15 protein-coding genes and 1 riboswitch are annotated in these 16,971 nt (G+C 62.0%); of the genes, 8 read left to right on the top strand and 7 right to left on the bottom strand.

From position 1 onward, the window contains the following. The first annotated feature begins 311 nt into the window (after nt 1-311). From HCI85_RS19165 to HCI85_RS19130, 8 genes are all read left to right on the top strand, one after another. Nucleotides 312-1,682, top strand: a complete 1,371-nt coding sequence (locus HCI85_RS19165; RefSeq protein WP_167147893.1) for an MATE family efflux transporter — start codon at nt 312-314, stop codon at nt 1,680-1,682. After that, a complete protein-coding gene (locus HCI85_RS19160; protein ID WP_167147179.1) occupies nt 1,669-2,697 on the top strand; it encodes a sensor domain-containing diguanylate cyclase in 1,029 nt (342 codons plus the stop codon). Before HCI85_RS19165 ends, HCI85_RS19160 begins: the two co-directional genes overlap by 14 nt. A gap of 28 nt (nt 2,698-2,725) precedes the next feature. Continuing rightward, nucleotides 2,726-3,181, top strand: coding sequence for a DUF2214 family protein (locus HCI85_RS19155; RefSeq protein WP_167147176.1), 456 nt, complete (start codon nt 2,726-2,728; stop codon nt 3,179-3,181). A gap of 102 nt (nt 3,182-3,283) precedes the next feature. Further along, complete coding sequence (locus HCI85_RS19150) at nt 3,284-3,529, top strand: exodeoxyribonuclease VII small subunit (RefSeq protein WP_090255704.1); 246 nt, start codon at nt 3,284-3,286, stop codon at nt 3,527-3,529. Continuing rightward, nucleotides 3,526-4,413, top strand: coding sequence for a (2E,6E)-farnesyl diphosphate synthase (ispA, locus tag HCI85_RS19145; protein ID WP_167147173.1), 888 nt, complete (start codon nt 3,526-3,528; stop codon nt 4,411-4,413). Before HCI85_RS19150 ends, ispA begins: the two co-directional genes overlap by 4 nt. Before the next feature lie 112 nt (nt 4,414-4,525). Beyond that, nucleotides 4,526-7,813, top strand: coding sequence for a carboxyl transferase domain-containing protein (locus tag HCI85_RS19140; RefSeq protein WP_167147170.1), 3,288 nt, complete (start codon nt 4,526-4,528; stop codon nt 7,811-7,813). Nucleotides 7,814-7,898: 85 nt separating this feature from the next. Then, nucleotides 7,899-9,794 (top strand): 1-deoxy-D-xylulose-5-phosphate synthase, encoded by a 1,896-nt coding sequence (gene dxs / locus HCI85_RS19135; RefSeq protein WP_167147167.1) that lies wholly within the window; start codon nt 7,899-7,901, stop codon nt 9,792-9,794. A gap of 66 nt (nt 9,795-9,860) precedes the next feature. Next, nucleotides 9,861-10,074: riboswitch (cobalamin riboswitch) on the top strand. A 100-nt stretch (nt 10,075-10,174) separates the two neighbouring features. Further along, a complete protein-coding gene (locus HCI85_RS19130; protein WP_241693819.1) occupies nt 10,175-12,085 on the top strand; it encodes a TonB-dependent receptor in 1,911 nt (636 codons plus the stop codon). A gap of 38 nt (nt 12,086-12,123) precedes the next feature. Here the strand turns inward: HCI85_RS19130 and HCI85_RS19125 are convergent, their stop codons facing one another. The 7 genes from HCI85_RS19125 to thiL all read right to left on the bottom strand — a co-directional run bounded on the left by HCI85_RS19125 (nt 12,124) and on the right by thiL (nt 16,968). Then, a complete protein-coding gene (locus HCI85_RS19125; RefSeq protein WP_167147164.1) occupies nt 12,124-12,921 on the bottom strand; it encodes a cobalamin-binding protein in 798 nt (265 codons plus the stop codon). Continuing rightward, entirely contained in the window at nt 12,921-13,337 is a 417-nt protein-coding gene (locus HCI85_RS19120) for an MFS transporter (protein ID WP_090255718.1), read from the bottom strand. The genes HCI85_RS19125 and HCI85_RS19120 overlap by 1 nt, the downstream gene beginning before the upstream one ends. Next, nucleotides 13,334-13,954 (bottom strand): GTP cyclohydrolase II, encoded by a 621-nt coding sequence (gene ribA / locus HCI85_RS19115; protein WP_090255721.1) that lies wholly within the window; start codon nt 13,952-13,954, stop codon nt 13,334-13,336. The genes HCI85_RS19120 and ribA overlap by 4 nt, the downstream gene beginning before the upstream one ends. A 112-nt stretch (nt 13,955-14,066) precedes the next feature. Continuing rightward, a complete protein-coding gene (locus tag HCI85_RS19110; protein WP_160089314.1) occupies nt 14,067-14,714 on the bottom strand; it encodes a retropepsin-like aspartic protease family protein in 648 nt (215 codons plus the stop codon). A 17-nt stretch (nt 14,715-14,731) separates the two neighbouring features. Then, complete coding sequence (locus HCI85_RS19105) at nt 14,732-15,460, bottom strand: substrate-binding periplasmic protein (RefSeq protein WP_167147161.1); 729 nt, start codon at nt 15,458-15,460, stop codon at nt 14,732-14,734. 16 nt (nt 15,461-15,476) lie between these two features. After that, nucleotides 15,477-16,007 (bottom strand): phosphatidylglycerophosphatase A family protein, encoded by a 531-nt coding sequence (locus tag HCI85_RS19100; RefSeq protein WP_090255725.1) that lies wholly within the window; start codon nt 16,005-16,007, stop codon nt 15,477-15,479. Further along, complete coding sequence (gene thiL, locus HCI85_RS19095) at nt 16,000-16,968, bottom strand: thiamine-phosphate kinase (RefSeq protein WP_167147886.1); 969 nt, start codon at nt 16,966-16,968, stop codon at nt 16,000-16,002. Before thiL ends, HCI85_RS19100 begins: the two co-directional genes overlap by 8 nt. Nucleotides 16,969-16,971 lie beyond the last annotated feature (3 nt).

Below are 16,971 nucleotides of genomic sequence, written 5' to 3'. Positions count from 1 at the left end.
CGATCTGCTGCGCGTCGGCCCTGCGGCGTTAAAGTCAGGCTCGGATGCTCATGTACAACTCGTACACTCCGCGTGATTCGCTTCGCTCACCCTACGGGCCAGCCGTTGGCTGTTACTCCGCTACGCTGCGTTTCTCGCCTGCCTTTGCCTTGCAGGGCTCTAGCTCGCAAGACCATAAACAGGTTCTACGCGTACACATGCAAAATTGCTTGGCAGCGCACGCCTGTCGATCAGTGTTTAATAACCCGCCTGTGACACACGCCCGCGCATTTCGTTGCAGCTACCGCCAATCAAGTTTGAGAGCACATTTGATAAACGCCTTACGCGATGCCTGGCAGCACTCGCCTACCCATAAACGGGTCTGGGCACTGGCTGCGCCGATGATCCTCTGCAACCTCTCGGTACCCCTGGTGACGCTGGTCGACAGTGCGGTGGTCGGCCACTTACCGCACGCCCATCAATTGGCTGCAGTGGCGGTGGGAGCGAGCTTGTACGGCTTATTGGTCGGCAGCGTGGGTTTTCTGCGTATGGGCACCACGGGATTTACCGCCCAGGCTGCTGGCCGCAGGGACGGCAGTGCGCTGCGCCAGGTGTTGCTACAAGCCTTGTTGTTGGGCGGCGTACTTGCCTTGGCGCTCAGCCTGCTGATGCGCCTGCTCAGCGCACCGATATTGGAACTGATGCAGCCTTCAGCGCAGCTCGACGCCCTAGCGCGTAGTTATCTGCATATTCGGCTATTCGGCCTGCCGGGCGCGCTGGCCAGTTATGCCCTGGTCGGCTGGCTACTGGGCACACAAAACGCCCGTGGCCCGTTATTGATCATGCTTGGCACCAACCTGCTCAATGTTGCCCTGACCCTGCTGTTCGTCCTCGGGCTGGGCTGGGAAGTGGCGGGCGCAGCTTGGGGCTCGGTACTGGCTGAATGGAGTGGCGCACTGCTCGGCCTTTACCTGGCGCGCCAGACAATCAAGCGCCAGGCCGGACGCATCAATTGGCCCGCACTGCGGCTATGGCGGAACTGGCGACCTTTGCTGGCGGTAAATCGCGATATTTTTATCCGCACCATGGCGCTGCAAGCGGCATTTTTTCTCATCACCGTACAAGGCACCCGCCTAGGTGATGCCACAGTGGCGGCCAACGCTCTGCTGATCAATGGACTGATGCTAAGCGCCTTCGCCCTAGATGGCCTCGCGCATGCGGTCGAGGCGCTCGGCGGACATGCGCTGGGAGCGGGGGATCGCCAGGCACTGCGGCGCAGCCTACTGGTGGCGGGAGCCTGGTCCTTGCTGGCAAGCGTAGGATTTGCCTTACTTTTCTGGCTGGGTGGACACTGGTTTATCGGCCTGCAGACCGATATTGCCGCCGTGCGCAGCATGGCCCTGGCCTATTTACCCTACCTAGCTCTGTTGCCACTCATCGGCGTCTGGAGCTACTTGCTCGACGGCCTGTTTATCGGCGCAACCCGCGCCCGCGAAATGCGCAACGCCATGCTCCTTGCCCTGCTGCTAAGCCTGCCATTGGCATGGTGGCTGCAAACGCTGGGCAACCACGGGTTGTGGCTGGCCCTGCTGGCCTTTATGGCCCTTCGCGGTCTGTGCCTAGGTGGCTATGCTTATCGTCTGACACGTACCAATCAATGGTTCGCCCCCAGTCAATCAGGAACACCCCATGCTCAGTCCTGAAATGCCCTGCGATGAAGTGCTGCGCCAGCAGATTCTCGATGATAACGAGCTGGTCGATACCCCGGCCGACGCCTACCTGGACACGCTGGTGCGGGTAGTACGTGAAGTTTTCGGGGTGAAGACCGTGCTGATCAGCCTGATCGACCATGACCGCCAGTGGTTCAAGTCGCGCATCGGCCTGGAGATCACCGAAACCCCACGAACCATCTCCTTTTGTGCTCACGCCATTCTTGGCACTCAACCTTTTATCGTCGAAGACACGCACAACGATCTGCGATTTCACGATAACCCGGTAGTGATCAACAACCCGCAGATTCGCTTCTATGCCGGACAGCCGTTGCTCTCCGAAGAAGGCCAGCCACTGGGTACGCTGTGCATGATCGACCCGGAGCCCCGGCAGCTCACCGCCAAACAATTGCGCTTGTTTGTCGACATGGCTGTGCTGGTGGAGGGTTACCTGAAGCTGCGCCATGTCAGTGCCCAGACGGCAAAACTGCGCGAGGCCCTGAGCCGCGAGCAACGCAAAACCATGCTCGATCCGCTGACACAACTTTGGAACCGTGCCGGCCTGAACCACTTCCTGCTCAAGCAGGAACAACAGGCAGACGAACTCGGCCTACACCTGGGTGTACTGTTCTGCGACCTTGATCATTTCAAACGGATTAACGACCAGTACGGGCATGCCGCAGGTGATCAGGTGCTGTGGGAAACTGCCCGGCGCATCAATGCGGCCGTGCGTCCGCACGATATCGTCACCCGCAGCGGCGGTGAGGAGTTCGTGGTGCTGCTGCAGGTACACGATGAACAGGAACTGCTGCACATTGCCGAGCGGATTCGCAACACCCTGAGCAAAGAGCCCATTGAACTGGATGAGCAGCAGCTCAGCCTGACCATCAGCATCGGCGCAGCCCTGCGCACGCCTAGTGAGACGCCAAACGAAGCCATGAACCGCGCTGACCAGGCGCTGTATCAGGCCAAAGGCAATGGCCGTAACCGGGTCGAGCTGGCCAGCTGATCACACACCCCAAAGAAAGGACGCAACCATGGGCCAAGCCATTGCCGCCTACCTGCACTACCTGTCGATATTTCTGCTGTTCGCCCTGCTCAGCATCGAGCATGTGCAATTCAAACTGCCGCTGGACGTGCGCCGCGCGCGCAGCCTGATCATCACCGACATCGCCTACGGCATCTGCGCCGGCGTGGTGCTGTTTACCGGTCTGGCGCGGGTGCTCTGGTACGGCAAGGGCCTGGACTACTACCTGGGCAACAGCCTGTTTCACGCAAAAGTCGGCCTGTTCATCCTGGTCGGGCTGATTTCCGTGGTGCCGACCTTTGTCTTCCTTAACTGGCGCAACAGCCTCAAGGCCGGCGAAGTGCCACAGGTCAGTCCAGCCAAGGCGCGCCTGGTGATCATGGTGATTCGCCTGGAACTGTTGCTGCTACTGGTCATCCCATTACTAGCGGTGCTGATGGCACGCGGCCACGGCGTAATCGGCTGACAGCCAGCCGCCAGCCACCTGCCGCGCTGATTTGCCCGCGCGGCATGGCTCTGCTAGTGTCGCGCCGGTTCCGACTCCCCGATCTACCCCGAGATATCCGCCATGGCCGCCCGCAAAAAAGCCGCGCTCGACTTCGAGCAATCCCTGACCGATCTGCAGAACCTGGTCGAGCGTCTGGAAAACGGCGAGCTGTCGCTGGAAGACTCGTTGACCGCCTTCGAGCAAGGCGTGCGCCTGACCCGTGATTGCCAGGCGGCCCTGGCCCAGGCCGAACAGAAAGTGCAAATCCTCATGGAGCGCGACGGCGAGCTGGAGGAAGCCCCCTTCGACGCGGACCAACAGGCATGATTGCGGCCTACCAGAGCGACTGCCAGCGCCGCGTCGATGCTGCCCTGGAAACTCTCCTGAGCAGCCCACGCCCGGAACTGGAACGCCTCTACGCCGCCATGCGCTACAGCCTGTTCAATGGCGGTAAGCGCGTACGCCCGCTGCTGGCCTATGCTGCCTGTGAAGCCCTCGGCGGCACTCCGGAGCGCGCCAATGCGGCCGCCTGCGCAGTGGAGCTGATCCACGCCTATTCCCTGGTCCACGATGACCTGCCGGCAATGGACGATGACGACCTGCGCCGCGGCCAGCCGACTACCCACATCGCCTTCGATGAGGCCTGCGCGATTCTCGCCGGTGATGGCCTGCAGAGCCTGGCGTTTGAAGTGCTCAGCGATGCCGCACACAACCCGCATGACGCCGACCTGCGTCTGGCCATGCTCAGCGCCCTGGCGCGCGCCGCTGGCCCGGCCGGCATGGTAGGTGGGCAAGCCATCGACCTCGGCTCAGTGGGCCAGACCCTCGACCAGAACGCCCTGGAAATCATGCACCGGCACAAAACCGGCGCGCTGATCGAAGCCAGCGTACAGCTCGGTGCCCTTGCCAGTGGCCGGGCTGATGAACACGCACTAAAAGCCCTGCACATCTACGCCCGCGCCATCGGCCTGGCCTTCCAGGTACAGGACGACATCCTCGACGTGGAAAGCGACACCGCCACCCTCGGCAAGACGCAGGGCAAAGATCAGGCCCACGACAAGCCGACCTACCCGGCCCTGCTCGGCCTTGACGCGGCCAAGGCCTATGCCCTGGAACTGCGTGACCAAGCCCTGCATGCACTGCGCCCATTTGATCAGGCAGCAGAGCCGCTGCGCGATCTAGCGCGCTATATCGTCGAGCGGCGCAGCTAACCCAGCGGCCCTTATCACCCGCATCAATAGCCCAACCCTCACCCGCTAAGGCTTGGTTTACCTCGCGCACAGAGCGCCTAAGATGGCTGCAGAATAAAAATCTGGAGCCATCATGCCCATTACGACTGCGCCCTTCGCCGCCCTACTGATCGCCAACCGGGGCGAAATCGCCATCCGCATCGCCCGCGCAGCCAGTGAGCTGGGTATCCGCTCGGTCGCCATCTACGCCGAAGACGATGCTGCATCCCTGCATGTGCGGCAGGCCGACAGCGCCGTGGCGCTCAAGGGCCGTGGCGTACCGGCTTACTTGGATATGGACCAGCTGATCGAGATTGCCCAGGCGCAGGGCTGCGATGCCGTTCACCCCGGCTATGGTTTTCTCGCGGAGAACGCCGAATTCGCCCGTCGCTGCCTGGCCGCTGGGCTGTGTTTTGTCGGCCCCAGCAGCGAGGTGCTGCAATTGTTTGGCGACAAGGCAGCGGCGCGGGCGTTAGCCGAACGCTGCGCCGTGCCGCTGGTGGCGGGGATCAATCGGTCGATCAACCTGGAAGAAGCCCATGGCTTTCTCGCTGAACATGGCGCCGTCATGCTCAAGGCCCTGGCCGGTGGCGGTGGTCGCGGCATGCGCCCGGTATTCGCAGCCAGTGAGCTGGACGAGGCCTTTGCCCGCTGCCAGTCCGAAGCCCGCGCCGCCTTCGGCAATGATGCGCTGTATATCGAACAGCTGGTCAGCCAGGCCCGGCATATCGAAATTCAGGTACTGGGTGACAGCACGGGCGCGGTCAGCCATCTGTGGGAGCGCGACTGCAGCCTGCAACGTCGCCAGCAGAAGCTGGTGGAAATCGCCCCCAGCCCGGACCTGCCCGCTGCCACCCGCGAACGGATGATCGCGGCCGCGCTGAAACTAGCCGGCGCGGCGCAGTACCAGGGCCTGGGCACGTTCGAATTTCTGCTGGATGCCGAGCAGCCAGAACGCTTTTACTTTATGGAAGCCAACCCGCGCATTCAGGTCGAGCACACCGTCACCGAGCAGGTCACCGGCGCCGATCTTCTGCACACCCAGCTCAAGCTGGCGGCGGGTCAGTCGCTTGAGCAACTCGGCCTGCTGCAGCCACCTCCGCTTAATGGTTGCGCCGTACAGCTGCGCATCAACCTTGAAAGCATGAGCAGCGATGGCAGCACCCGCCCAGCCGCCGGCACCCTGACAGCCTACCAACCGCCCAACGGCCTGGGCCTGCGCGTGGATGGCTACGGTTACGCCGGCTACCCGGTCAGCCCCAGTTACGATTCACTGCTGGCCAAGCTGATCGCCCATGCGCCGGACTACCCCAGCGCCCTGCGCCGCGCCTACCGCGCGTTATGCGAATTCCGCCTGGAAGGTGTGGCGAGCAACCTGCACCTGCTGCAGAACCTGCTGCGCCTGCCGCAAGTGGCGAGCTATCAGCTAACCACGCGCTTTGTCGAAAACCACCTGGGCGAGCTGCTGGCGGCGGAAACTGATGCCCATCCGCATCGATTCTTTGCGGCTGCACAGGCAACCAGCCATAGCGCTGAAGAGGTTGCTGATGCGCCAGCAGGTTGCCTGCCGCTGCTGACTCATAGCACCGGCGTGGTGGTCAGCCTGGAGGTGGCCGAAGGCGATGCGGTGGCTGTCGGCCAAAGCATTGCTGTGCTGGAAGCAATGAAAATGGAGTTTGTCGTCACCGCCAACCACAGCGGCATCGTCCGCCAGTTGGCCGTGCAGGTCGGCAGCGCGCTCAATGAAGGCCAGCCGCTGCTGTTTATCGAACCTGCAGAGGTCGACGCCGCCGCCAGCCAGAGCGAGCAGAGCCTGGATCTGGATCATATCCGTGCAGACCTGGCCGAAGTGTTCGAACGCCACGCGCTCCTCACCGATGTACGCCGCCCTGCCGCCGTGGCCAAACGACGCAAGACGGGTCAACGCACCGTACGCGAGAACCTGGCGGACCTGCTGGATGATGGCAGTTTCAGCGAATACGGTGCGCTGGCGATTGCCGCCCAACGGCGTCGGCGCTCGCTGGCCGAACTGATTGAGCAGAGCCCGGCCGATGGCCTGGTGGCCGGCACCGGTACGGTCAACGCCGAAGCATTCGGCAACCAGGCAGCACGCTGCCTGGCCATCGCCTACGACTACACGGTCTTCGCCGGCACCCAGGGGGTGATGAACCACAAGAAGACCGACCGCATGCTCGGCCTCGCCGCGCAGTGGCGGTTGCCGGTGGTGCTGTTTGCCGAGGGTGGCGGCGGCCGGCCGGGCGATACCGATTTTGTCGGCGTGGCCGGGCTGGACTGCCACACCTTTGTTGGCATGGCCAAGCTCTCGGGTCTGGTACCGCTGATAGGCGTGGTGTCCGGGCGCTGCTTTGCCGGTAACGCCGCATTGCTCGGCTGCTGCGATGTGATTATCGCCACCGACAACGCCACCATCGGCATGGCCGGCCCGGCGATGATCGAAGGCGGCGGCCTCGGCAGCTTCAAGCCTGAGCAGGTCGGCCCGGTCAGCGTGCAGGGCCCCAATGGCGTCATCGACGTACGGGTGGCCGATGAAGCCGCAGCGGTGAAGGTGGCCAAGCAGTACCTGAGCTACTTCCAAGGCGTGCTCAGCGAGTGGGACTGCGCCGATCAGCGCGAGCTGCGCCAGCTGATCCCGGAAAACCGTTTGCGCGTGTATGACATCCGCAAAGTGATCGCCACCCTCGCCGACAGGGACAGCGTGCTGGAACTGCGCCGCGAGTTCGCCCCAGGGCTGATCACTGCCTTTATCCGCATCGAAGGCCAGCCATTCGGCCTGCTGGCCAACAACCCAGCGCACCTCGGCGGCGCCATCGATGCGGTTGCCGGCGACAAGGCTGCGCGCTTTATGCAGCTGTGCGATGCCTTCGATATTCCGTTGCTGTCGCTGTGCGACACCCCCGGCTTTATGGTCGGCCCGGAGGCGGAGAAACAGGCCACGGTGCGCCATGTCTCACGCATGTTTGTCGCCGCCGCCAGTCTGACCGTGCCGTTTTTCACCGTAGTGCTGCGCAAAGGCTACGGTCTAGGTGCCCAGGCCATGGCGGCCGGCAGTTTCCATTCGCCGCTGTTCACCATCGCCTGGCCCAGTGCCGAATTTGGCGCCATGGGCCTGGAAGGCTCGGTACGCCTGGGGTTTGCCAAGGAACTGGCCGCCGTCGAAGAACAGGAGGCACGCCAACAGCTGTTCGACAAGCTGGTGGCCAAGGCTTACGAGAATGGCAAGGGCATCAATATGGCCAGCTTCCTGGAGATCGATGCGGTGATCGACCCCGTGGAAACCCGCGCCTGGCTGCTGCGCGGCCTCAACGCCACGCCTAAACCCGCTAAGCGCGAAGGCAAGAAACGCTCAGTCGACACCTGGTAACAACCGTCTGCCCGAACCTTGTTTGGGCAGTTTCCGACGCTTCGGGTAAACTGCCGCATCTTTTGCACCGATAACGATCTGCCTGATGCCGACGACCTTCCACGAGATTCCCCGTGAGCGCCCGCTGACGCCCCTTCTAGACCGTGCCAACACGCCGGACGAGCTGCGCCGTCTGGGTGAAGCCGAGCTGGAAATTCTGGCCGACGAGCTGCGCCAGTACCTGCTGTATACCGTTGGGCAGACGGGCGGACATTTTGGTGCCGGCCTGGGCGTGATCGAGCTGACCGTGGCCCTGCATTACGTCTTCGACACCCCGGATGATCGCCTGGTGTGGGACGTGGGCCATCAGGCCTACCCACACAAGATTCTCACCGGCCGCCGCGAACAGATGGGCAGCCTGCGTCAGAAGGACGGCATCGCAGCGTTCCCGCGCCGCTCGGAAAGTGAGTACGACACTTTTGGCGTCGGCCACTCCAGCACCAGCATCAGCGCCGCACTGGGCATGGCCATCGCCGCGCGCCTGCAGAACAGCAAACGCAAGGCCGTTGCCGTAATCGGCGACGGTGCCATGACTGCCGGCATGGCCTTCGAGGCACTGAACCACGCCAGCGACGTGGGTGCCAATATGCTGGTGATCCTCAACGACAACGACATGTCGATCTCCAAGAACGTTGGCGGCCTGTCCAACTACCTGGCCAAGATCATCTCCAGCCGCACCTACTCGAACATGCGCGAAGGCAGCAAGAAGATCCTCTCGCACCTGCCGGGTGCCTGGGAAATCGCGCGCAAGGTCGAAGAACACGCCAAAGGCATGTTGGTGCCCGGTACCCTGTTCGAGGAACTGGGCTGGAACTATGTCGGCCCGATCGACGGCCACGACCTGCCCACCCTGCTCGCCACCCTGCGTAATATGCGCGACCTCGACGGCCCGCAGTTCCTGCATGTGGTGACCAAAAAAGGCAAGGGCTTTGCCCCGGCCGAAGCCGACCCGATTGGCTACCACGCCATTACCAAGCTGGAGCCGATCAACGCGCCGGCCGCTCCCAAACAAACCAGCGGCCCGAAATACTCCAGCGTGTTCGGCCAATGGCTATGCGATATGGCCGCGACAGATCCGCGCCTAGTCGGTATCACCCCTGCGATGAAAGAAGGCTCGGACCTGGTGGCGTTCAGCGAACGTTATCCCGAGCGCTATTTCGACGTGGCCATCGCCGAACAGCATGCCGTGACCCTGGCGGCCGGCATGGCCTGCGACGGTGCCAAACCGGTGGTGGCGATCTATTCGACCTTCCTGCAACGCGCCTATGACCAGCTGATCCACGATGTGGCCGTGCAGCACCTCGATGTACTGTTCGCCATTGACCGCGCCGGCTTGGTCGGTGAAGACGGTCCGACCCACGCCGGCAGCTTCGACATTGCCTACCTGCGCTGCATCCCCGGCATGCTGGTGATGACACCCAGCGATGAGAACGAACTGCGCCGTATGCTCACCACCGGTCACCTGTTCAATGGCCCGGCCGCCGTCCGTTATCCGCGTGGTAGCGGTCCGAATGCCGCCATCGAGCCGGGCCTGGAACCGCTGGAAATCGGCAAGGGCATCGTTCGCCGCAACGGCAAAAAAACCGCCCTGCTGGTCTTTGGCGTACAACTGGCCGAAGCCCTCAAGGTCGGCGAAGTGCTGGATGCCACGGTGGTCGATATGCGCTTTGTCAAACCGCTGGACGAAGCCCTGGTACGCCAGCTGGCGGCCAGCCATGAACTGCTGGTGACCATCGAAGAGAACAGCGTGATGGGCGGTGCCGGCAGCGCGGTCAGCGAGTTTCTCGCTCACGCCGACATCCTCAAGCCGGTGCTGCATCTGGGGCTGCCGGACTACTACGTCGAGCACGCCAAGCCCGCGCAGATGCTCGCCGAATGTGGATTGGATGCCGCCGGTATCGAGGCTGCCGTCCGCGCACGCCTTGCCATGCTTTCTGCATGAGCACCGCTCATCCAGAGCTGAGCCAGGCTTGCTTGTAATTCATTCACCCGCGCATTAAGGTGCGCGGCGTTTTACTTCCGCCAAGGTGCGCCCTTCCACAGTGAAGCGGCGTTAAACGGGAAGCCGGTGCGCTCACGAAGAGCAACCCCGGCGCTGCCCCCGCAACGGTAATCGACCGCAGAGTCGTTCTGCACGTCACCTCAACGCCACTGGGTTATCCCGGGAAGGCGAGGCGGCGCACGTCGAGAGCCCGGAGACCGGCCTTGCTGGATGTGACTGGTGTTGCGGAGGGCATCACCGTCAAGCTCAGGCTGCGCCAGCGCGCCCGTTCTTGCCCCTGCCCTCCTCAAAAGTCGTTTGATCTTTTGAGGATTCTCTACGTGAAATTGTCCCGTCTTACCCTGGCTGTGGCGCTTGCACCTGGCCTGGCGCTGGCTGCTGAAGCGACGCAGCCCTATCAAGCCCAGCCGCTGGTGATTACCCGTGCCACACCGCTGCAAACCCCGGCACCGGCTAGCGTCGCCGTGATCAGCCGTGAGCAGATCGAAATTAGCGCTGCCAGCAGCTTGGTGGATGTGCTGCGCACCCAGGCGGGGCTGCAAATTCAAGACACGCTCGGCGACGGCAATCGGGTCTCTTTGAGCTTTCGTGGCTTCGGCGCTAATGCGGCGAATAACACCTTGGTATTGGTGGATGGCCGCCGGCTGAACAACCCCAGCCAGGAAGCCGCCAACCTCAATAGCGTGCCGCTGAGCAATATCGAACGAATCGAGATTATCCGCGGCGCCGGCAGCGTGCTGTACGGCGACCAAGCCGTGGGCGGGGTGATCAATATCATCACCCGTCAGCCCAGCGAGAATGAAGGCTACCTTGAGACCAGTCGCGGCAGCCATGATCTGGAAGCATACCGTGGGCATTTCAACCAACAGCTGGGGCACGGCTTATCGCTCTACGGCAGCGGCGAGTCCCGACATACGGATGGCTATCGCGACAACAACAATGCCAGCTACAGCAATGCCTTTGGCCGCTTGCGCTACGACCATGACAATGGCTGGGCGCTGTACGAGCAGCAGAGCATTGATGACGAGTTGCGCTACCCAGGCCGCCTGACCGAAACGCAACGCCGCGCTGACCGTAAAGCCGCAGGCTCACCGCAGGACTTCAACGACAGCAAGACTCAAGTGCAGCGCCTGGCCTTCCAGCAGAATCTGGGTACGCACTGGACCGCCGACTTCGACTACAGCTACCGCGATAGCGATGGCGTCGGCGCTCTGTTCGCATCACCTTTTATCCAAGGCACTCGGGTGGAAAGCCTTAGCCCGCGCCTGACCGGCCACTGGAATAGTGACTTCGGCCGTGGTGAGTGGCTGCTGGGCCACGACCACATCAGCAGCGATTACGAACTCAGCTCAGTGTTTGGCGACACCCGTTCCCGCCAGACGCTACGCGACTGGTACAGCCAACTGAGCCAACCGTTGTATCGGGATCTCACGCTTACCCTGGGCTACCGCACCAGCGAGGCAGAAGACCGTGACAACGCCGTGGCGCGCGCCCATACCGACCGCGAAGACAGCAGCAGCATCGGCCTCAACTGGCAAGCCGCCCGCCAAGTCCGGCTGTTTCTCAAGCGCGAAGACGTACTGCGCTTCGCCAACGTCGAGGACAACGCCTTTACCCTGCCGGACGTCGACTTCCTCAAACCGCAAACCGGGACGTCCTGGGAAACGGGGGCCGAATGGCAGGATGGCGTACAACGCTATCAACTCAGCCTGTACCGCCTCGACCTTGAGGATGAGCTGCTGTTCGACCCACTCAATTTCGTCACCATCAACCTGGACAAGACTCGCCGTGACGGCCTGTTGCTGGAAGGCCAGCGCCAGCTCACTGAACGCTTGAGCCTCAACGGGCAATACAGCTTCACCGACGCACGCTACCGCGCCGGCGCATTCGAGGGCAACGACGTGCCATGGGTTGCGCGACATACCGCTGGCATGAGCCTGAGCTATCAATTGCTGAAAGGACTGACAGGCTATGTGGAGAGCAACTACACCGGGCCACGCTACCTGGCTGGAGATGACGGCCATGCCCTAGGCCGCGAAGGTGGCTACACCCTGTTCAATCTTGGCCTGAACTACGACTACGAGCAGTTCAGCGCCAAGCTGCGCGTCAACAACCTAACCGGTAAGCGCTACGACAGCTACGCCTCCTATGCCGACTGGCTACCGGGTGGCAAAGGCCTCTATTCCGCCACCGAAGAAGACGTCCAGCTCAGCCTGGGTTATCGCTTCTGACCATCGAGAGCGGGCCTAACCCATAGGCCCCTTCTCAATCATCGCGCCCGCTGCAATTGCTGGCAGAGTTTCTTCACCGCCCCCAGCATCTGAAAGCTTGGCCGCTCCAGTCCCGCATCCGGCACCAGCCACAGCTGCTTGCGCTCAACCGCCGCCACGCCCGGCCAGATGCGCCAGGCATCTAGCTGCTCTTGCACACTGGCCAGAATCACCTCGGGGTTTGCTTGCAGTACCGCTTCCACACTGACCTGAGGCGCCGGCAAGCTGAGTTCGGCAAAGACATTCTCGGCGCCGCAGATACGCAGAGCATCACTGATAATCTGCTCGCCGCCGATGGTGTACAGCGGCGTATCCCAGACCTGATAGAACAGCCGCAAAGGCTGTTCACGCTGATAGCGCTGACGCAACTCGGCCAGGCCGTTATTGAATTGCTGTTGCAGCGCTCGGCCCTTATCGAGGCGGCCGATACGCGCGCCGATTTCGACGAAGTTCTCCGCCAGATCAGCCAATTTGCGCGGTTCCACAATCAGCAGGGGAATCCCGATGCGCTCTAGCTGCTGGCGTTGCGCACGGCTGATGCTGTCAGGCCAGAGCAGCACCAGGTCAGGCTGCAATTTGAGCACGCTTTCCAGCTCAAGCTGGCCATAGCGGCCCACCGAAGGCAGTTGCGCCACCGCTGCCGGGCGCTCACCGCCATCGAGTAAGCCAACCAAGAGTTCGCCCGCATCCAGCTCCAGCATGATCTCAGTCAGGGACGGGGCCAGGGTGACCACCCGCTCGACGGCTGCTGCGGGTAACGCCAGCAACAGCAGCAAACAGAGAGTGGCAGCGCGCATCAGCCGAGTTGGCGTGGAATACGATAGAGGTACAGCAGAACGATGCTGGAAATCGCGAGAAGGATCAGCGGGATCGCTTCCAGACCGGCGAAGACTGCGATAGCGGCAACCCAGGCTGGCAACGCTGCGCCGAGAAAGGCCAGGCGGCGCACACGCGCCAGTTCCAGCCAGGCATCGTGTTCAGCGGCAGTGTCGAGCGCTTGTTCCGTGGCCACCAGCGCGCGCTTGTAGCCACTGAACAGCGGCAGGCTAACAAACATTGAGGCCAGGCCGGCGATAAACAGCGGCATGGTCAACAGACCGGTTTTCTGTTCGGCGCCAAACAGCAGATTGAGCACGAACAATGGCGCCAGGGTCACGGCCAGTTGCCGCCACCACTCCAGCGCCAGTCGACGGCGCACCTGGCCGCGCGTCACAGGCTTTCCTCAACCTCGCCCTGGTGCAGGCTGCCGAGCATATGCCCGAGTTTGCCGGCCTTGGTCGCGAGATACTTTTGGTTGTGCGGGTTGTGGTCGATCTGCAACGGTACACGGGTCGCTACATTGATACCCATGTCGCCCAGCGCCTTGACCTTGCGCGGGTTGTTAGTCATCAGCTTGAGCTGGCTGATACCCAAGTGATCGAGCATCGGCAAGCAGATGGCGTAGTCACGCTGATCCGCGCCAAAGCCCAAGCGCTCATTGGCTTCTACGGTATCAGCGCCGCCATCCTGTAGCTCATAGGCGCGGATCTTGTTCAGCAGGCCGATGCCACGGCCTTCCTGACGCAGGTAGAGCAGAACGCCACGGCCTTCATGGGCAATCGCACGCAGCGCCGCTTCGAGCTGGAATCCGCAGTCGCAACGCAAGCTGAACAGGGCATCGCCCGTCAGGCATTCGGAGTGCAAACGGCCCAGTACGGGCGCGCCATCGGCCACATCACCAAAGGTAAGGGCTACATGTTCCTTGCCTGTGGCCTCTTCGAGGAAGCCATGCATGGTGAACACGCCAAAAGGCGTAGGCAACTGGGAGGCGGCGACAAACACGACGGACACCGGATGCTCCTAAAGAAAATGGGCAGGAATAATCAGGCCGGCATTGTAACAGCAGGCCCTGGCAGCCGCTTAGCTTGAATTACTGATGATAAGAATCGAACCAACGCAAGAGCTAGTATTTGGACTCCAGCACCAGCACATCCTGTTCAACCTTCCAGCCAACGCGACCGAGAAAGCTCATGCCAAGCAGCGCCTCGGTCGGCGAGCCGCCTTCCAACACCACGGCATCAACGCCCAGCACTTCCAGCTCACCAACCTTCACCCGATCCAGCGTCACGCGCCAACCGCGCGCAGTACCGCTGGCAGTGTTGACTTGCAAAGGCGAACCCATCACCCGGTAATCGATCCCCAGACGGCGCGCATGCTCATCATTCAGGGCCACCGAAGTGGCGCCGGTGTCCACCAGGAACTGAATGGACTGACCATTGACCGAACCTGCAATCCAGTAATGCCCACCGATGCCCTTGGCCACACTGAGCTGTTTCTTCTGCGCTTCGGCAAAGCCATCGCTGTACTCACGACTCAAGCTGTAGCTGCGCTCCACGCCATCGACACGCAACACCGCGCCACGGCTGTCAGCACTGACCACCATGACCCCACCTGGACCAACCTGACCGACCTTGACCAGCTTGCGCTGACCATCGACATTCAACACCGCAGCGCCAGGGAACAGGCCGACAACCCGTACCTGGGTGGCCGCCATGACGCCACTGCTCAGCAGTAGCGGCAGGCTCAACAACAGTACTTTCAAGGCGTACATGGAGCGTCTCGCACAGGTTAGTCAAATGGATAAGGTTGCTGCCAGCGCTGAAAAATCGGCCGTAGGCTGCCGTCAGCCACCAGGCTGTCCATGCGTTTATCGAACAGCTCAGCCAGCGCCCGGCCACGCGGCGTATCGGCAAAACCCAGGTAAGTCGGCAGGTCGGTCAGCTGAGTAACACGGTAGCGCTCAGGCTGGCTGGTCGTGCGCAACACATCGTCAACTTCGGCCAGGGCATCGATATAGAAATCCACATGGCCCATGTCCAACATACGCAGGATACCGCCGCGACGCAGCACTTCGCGGTACTGGTGCAAATTTGGCAGATAGCGCTGGTATTCATAACCGCGCATCCAGACCAGGCGGAATTCGCCAAGGGTCTGCTGGGTCGGGATAGGTTTGTCCAGCAAACCCAGCGCAGAAATCTGATCGAAGTCGTAGTTCCAGCGTGGATAGAACACGCCTTGCTCGACTTCGTTAAGGTAAGAACCCACCCAGGCATCGGCAGCGCCGCGCTGCACCAGACCGATGGAGCGGGTGTAAGGGACCGTCTGGATATCCAGCCTCACGCCAGCAGGTTCGAACACCGTGCGGAAAATCTCCCACACCATACCGCTGCCATCAGGATGAGTGCGGCCTTCCCAGGTGTCACTGGCTATACGGATCTGCGTAAGCTCAACGGCGCACAGCGGCCCGCTGACAGCACTTATCACCAGCCACAGCAACCACCGACAGCAGCGGCCCATTTTCAATCCCTTCTGATTACCAGCCCAGCGCAGCGGCCAGCCCATTGCCCCAACCCCAGACAATCAGTTGCAGAGCCATCCAGGCAAACACACCGGCAAGTACGTCATCAAGCATGATGCCGACACCGCCATGCACATGCCGATCAATCCAACGAATCGGCCACGGTTTGAGGATGTCGAACACACGGAACAATAAAAAGCCTAGCAGCAGCCAGCCCCAGCCGTCGGGGACTAACCAAAGCGTAATCCACATGCCGACCATTTCGTCCCAAACGATACCTTCATGGTCATGCACCCGCAGGTCATCTGCCACTTTGCCGCATAGCCAGAAGCCAAACAACATGGTGATGCCAAGCATCAGCCAGTAACCCCAGTCGGGCAGCATCTGAAACAACGGCATGAAGGGCAGCGCCACCAGCGACCCCCAGGTGCCCGGAGCTTTCGGCAAAGTACCAGAGCCAAAGCCAAAGGCCAGGAAATGCCAGGGGTTGCGCCACACCGAAGGTGGTACGAACTCGGCGGGAACTTGCTTGGGATGATCAGTCACTGACACGTCCAAAATGTTGATAGCCGCTAAACGGCAGCTTTACGGGCTGACCTTGCGCGTCCAGCAGGGTAACGCCCTCACCGGCCACAACACGACCAATAACACGTAACGGCCAACCGGCTTGCTGTAAATCCGCCAGATGGGCCGTCGGCAGGGTAAATGCCAGGCGGTAATCATCGCCACCGCTCAATGCGCACTGGAGCGCCGCTGACTCACCCGCAAAGGCCAACAGGGCGGCAGACATCGGCACCCGTGCCTGCTCGATGATTAACGCTACGCCAGAGGCGGCGGCGATATGACCACAATCGGCCAGCAAGCCATCGGAGATATCCAATGCAGCTGTGGCTTTGCCGCGCAGTGCCTGACCCAAGTCGAGCTGCGGCATAGGTGACCAGTAGCGCGCCAGCAACGGCTCGGCCACTGCGGGCTCGGTTTCCCGTTGCCCCAGCACCAGTGGCAAGGCACCCGCCGCATCACCCAACTCACCGCCAACGCAGAGCAGATCACCGACCTGCGCACCCTTGCGGGTCAGCGCCATGCCAGCTGGCACGCGGCCAAATACGGTCAGCGTGAGGCTCAAAGGCCCCCGGGTGGTATCGCCACCGATCAGGCGGATGGCGCACTGCTGGGCCATCCGGTCCAGACCAGAGGCGAACGCCTGCAGCCAGTCGGCATCAGCACTGGGCAGGGTCAAGGCCAGGGTAAAGCCAACAGGCGTCGCGCCCATCGCGGCCAGGTCGCTGACCGATACGCCCAGCGCACGTTGCGCCAGCAGAAACGGGTCAGGCGATTCAGGGAAATGCACCCCGGCAACCAGGGTGTCAGTAGAAATGGCCAGCTGCTCGCCGACCGGCACCTGCAACAAGGCACAATCGTCGCCGATCCCCAATGCCACGCCTTCGCCGGCCTGCGCACAAGACGCAGCGGCGAAGTAATGACGGATCAGCTCGAACTCACCCAAAAC

Origin of the sequence: Pseudomonas sp. OTU750018 (assembly GCF_011636575.1) — a bacterium.
Classification (GTDB): domain Bacteria; phylum Pseudomonadota; class Gammaproteobacteria; order Pseudomonadales; family Pseudomonadaceae; genus Aquipseudomonas; species Aquipseudomonas peli.
The sequence above is the reverse complement of the archived record's forward strand: the minus strand, read 5'-3'. Positions and strand labels throughout refer to the sequence as shown.

Bases quoted from the DNA above. Each gene is read 5' to 3' on its own strand.
- HCI85_RS19160 (WP_167147179.1), top strand. From the start codon at position 1,669: ATGCTCAGTCCTGAAATGCCCTGCGATGAAGTGCTGCGCCAGCAGATT.
- HCI85_RS19105 (WP_167147161.1), bottom strand. From the start codon at position 15,460: ATGGGCCGCTGCTGTCGGTGGTTGCTGTGGCTGGTGATAAGTGCTGTC.
- ispA (WP_167147173.1), top strand. From the start codon at position 3,526: ATGATTGCGGCCTACCAGAGCGACTGCCAGCGCCGCGTCGATGCTGCC.
- dxs (WP_167147167.1), top strand. From the start codon at position 7,899: ATGCCGACGACCTTCCACGAGATTCCCCGTGAGCGCCCGCTGACGCCC.
- HCI85_RS19125 (WP_167147164.1), bottom strand. From the start codon at position 12,921: ATGCGCGCTGCCACTCTCTGTTTGCTGCTGTTGCTGGCGTTACCCGCA.
- HCI85_RS19150 (WP_090255704.1), top strand. From the start codon at position 3,284: ATGGCCGCCCGCAAAAAAGCCGCGCTCGACTTCGAGCAATCCCTGACC.
- HCI85_RS19110 (WP_160089314.1), bottom strand. From the start codon at position 14,714: ATGTACGCCTTGAAAGTACTGTTGTTGAGCCTGCCGCTACTGCTGAGC.
- HCI85_RS19140 (WP_167147170.1), top strand. From the start codon at position 4,526: ATGCCCATTACGACTGCGCCCTTCGCCGCCCTACTGATCGCCAACCGG.
- HCI85_RS19155 (WP_167147176.1), top strand. From the start codon at position 2,726: ATGGGCCAAGCCATTGCCGCCTACCTGCACTACCTGTCGATATTTCTG.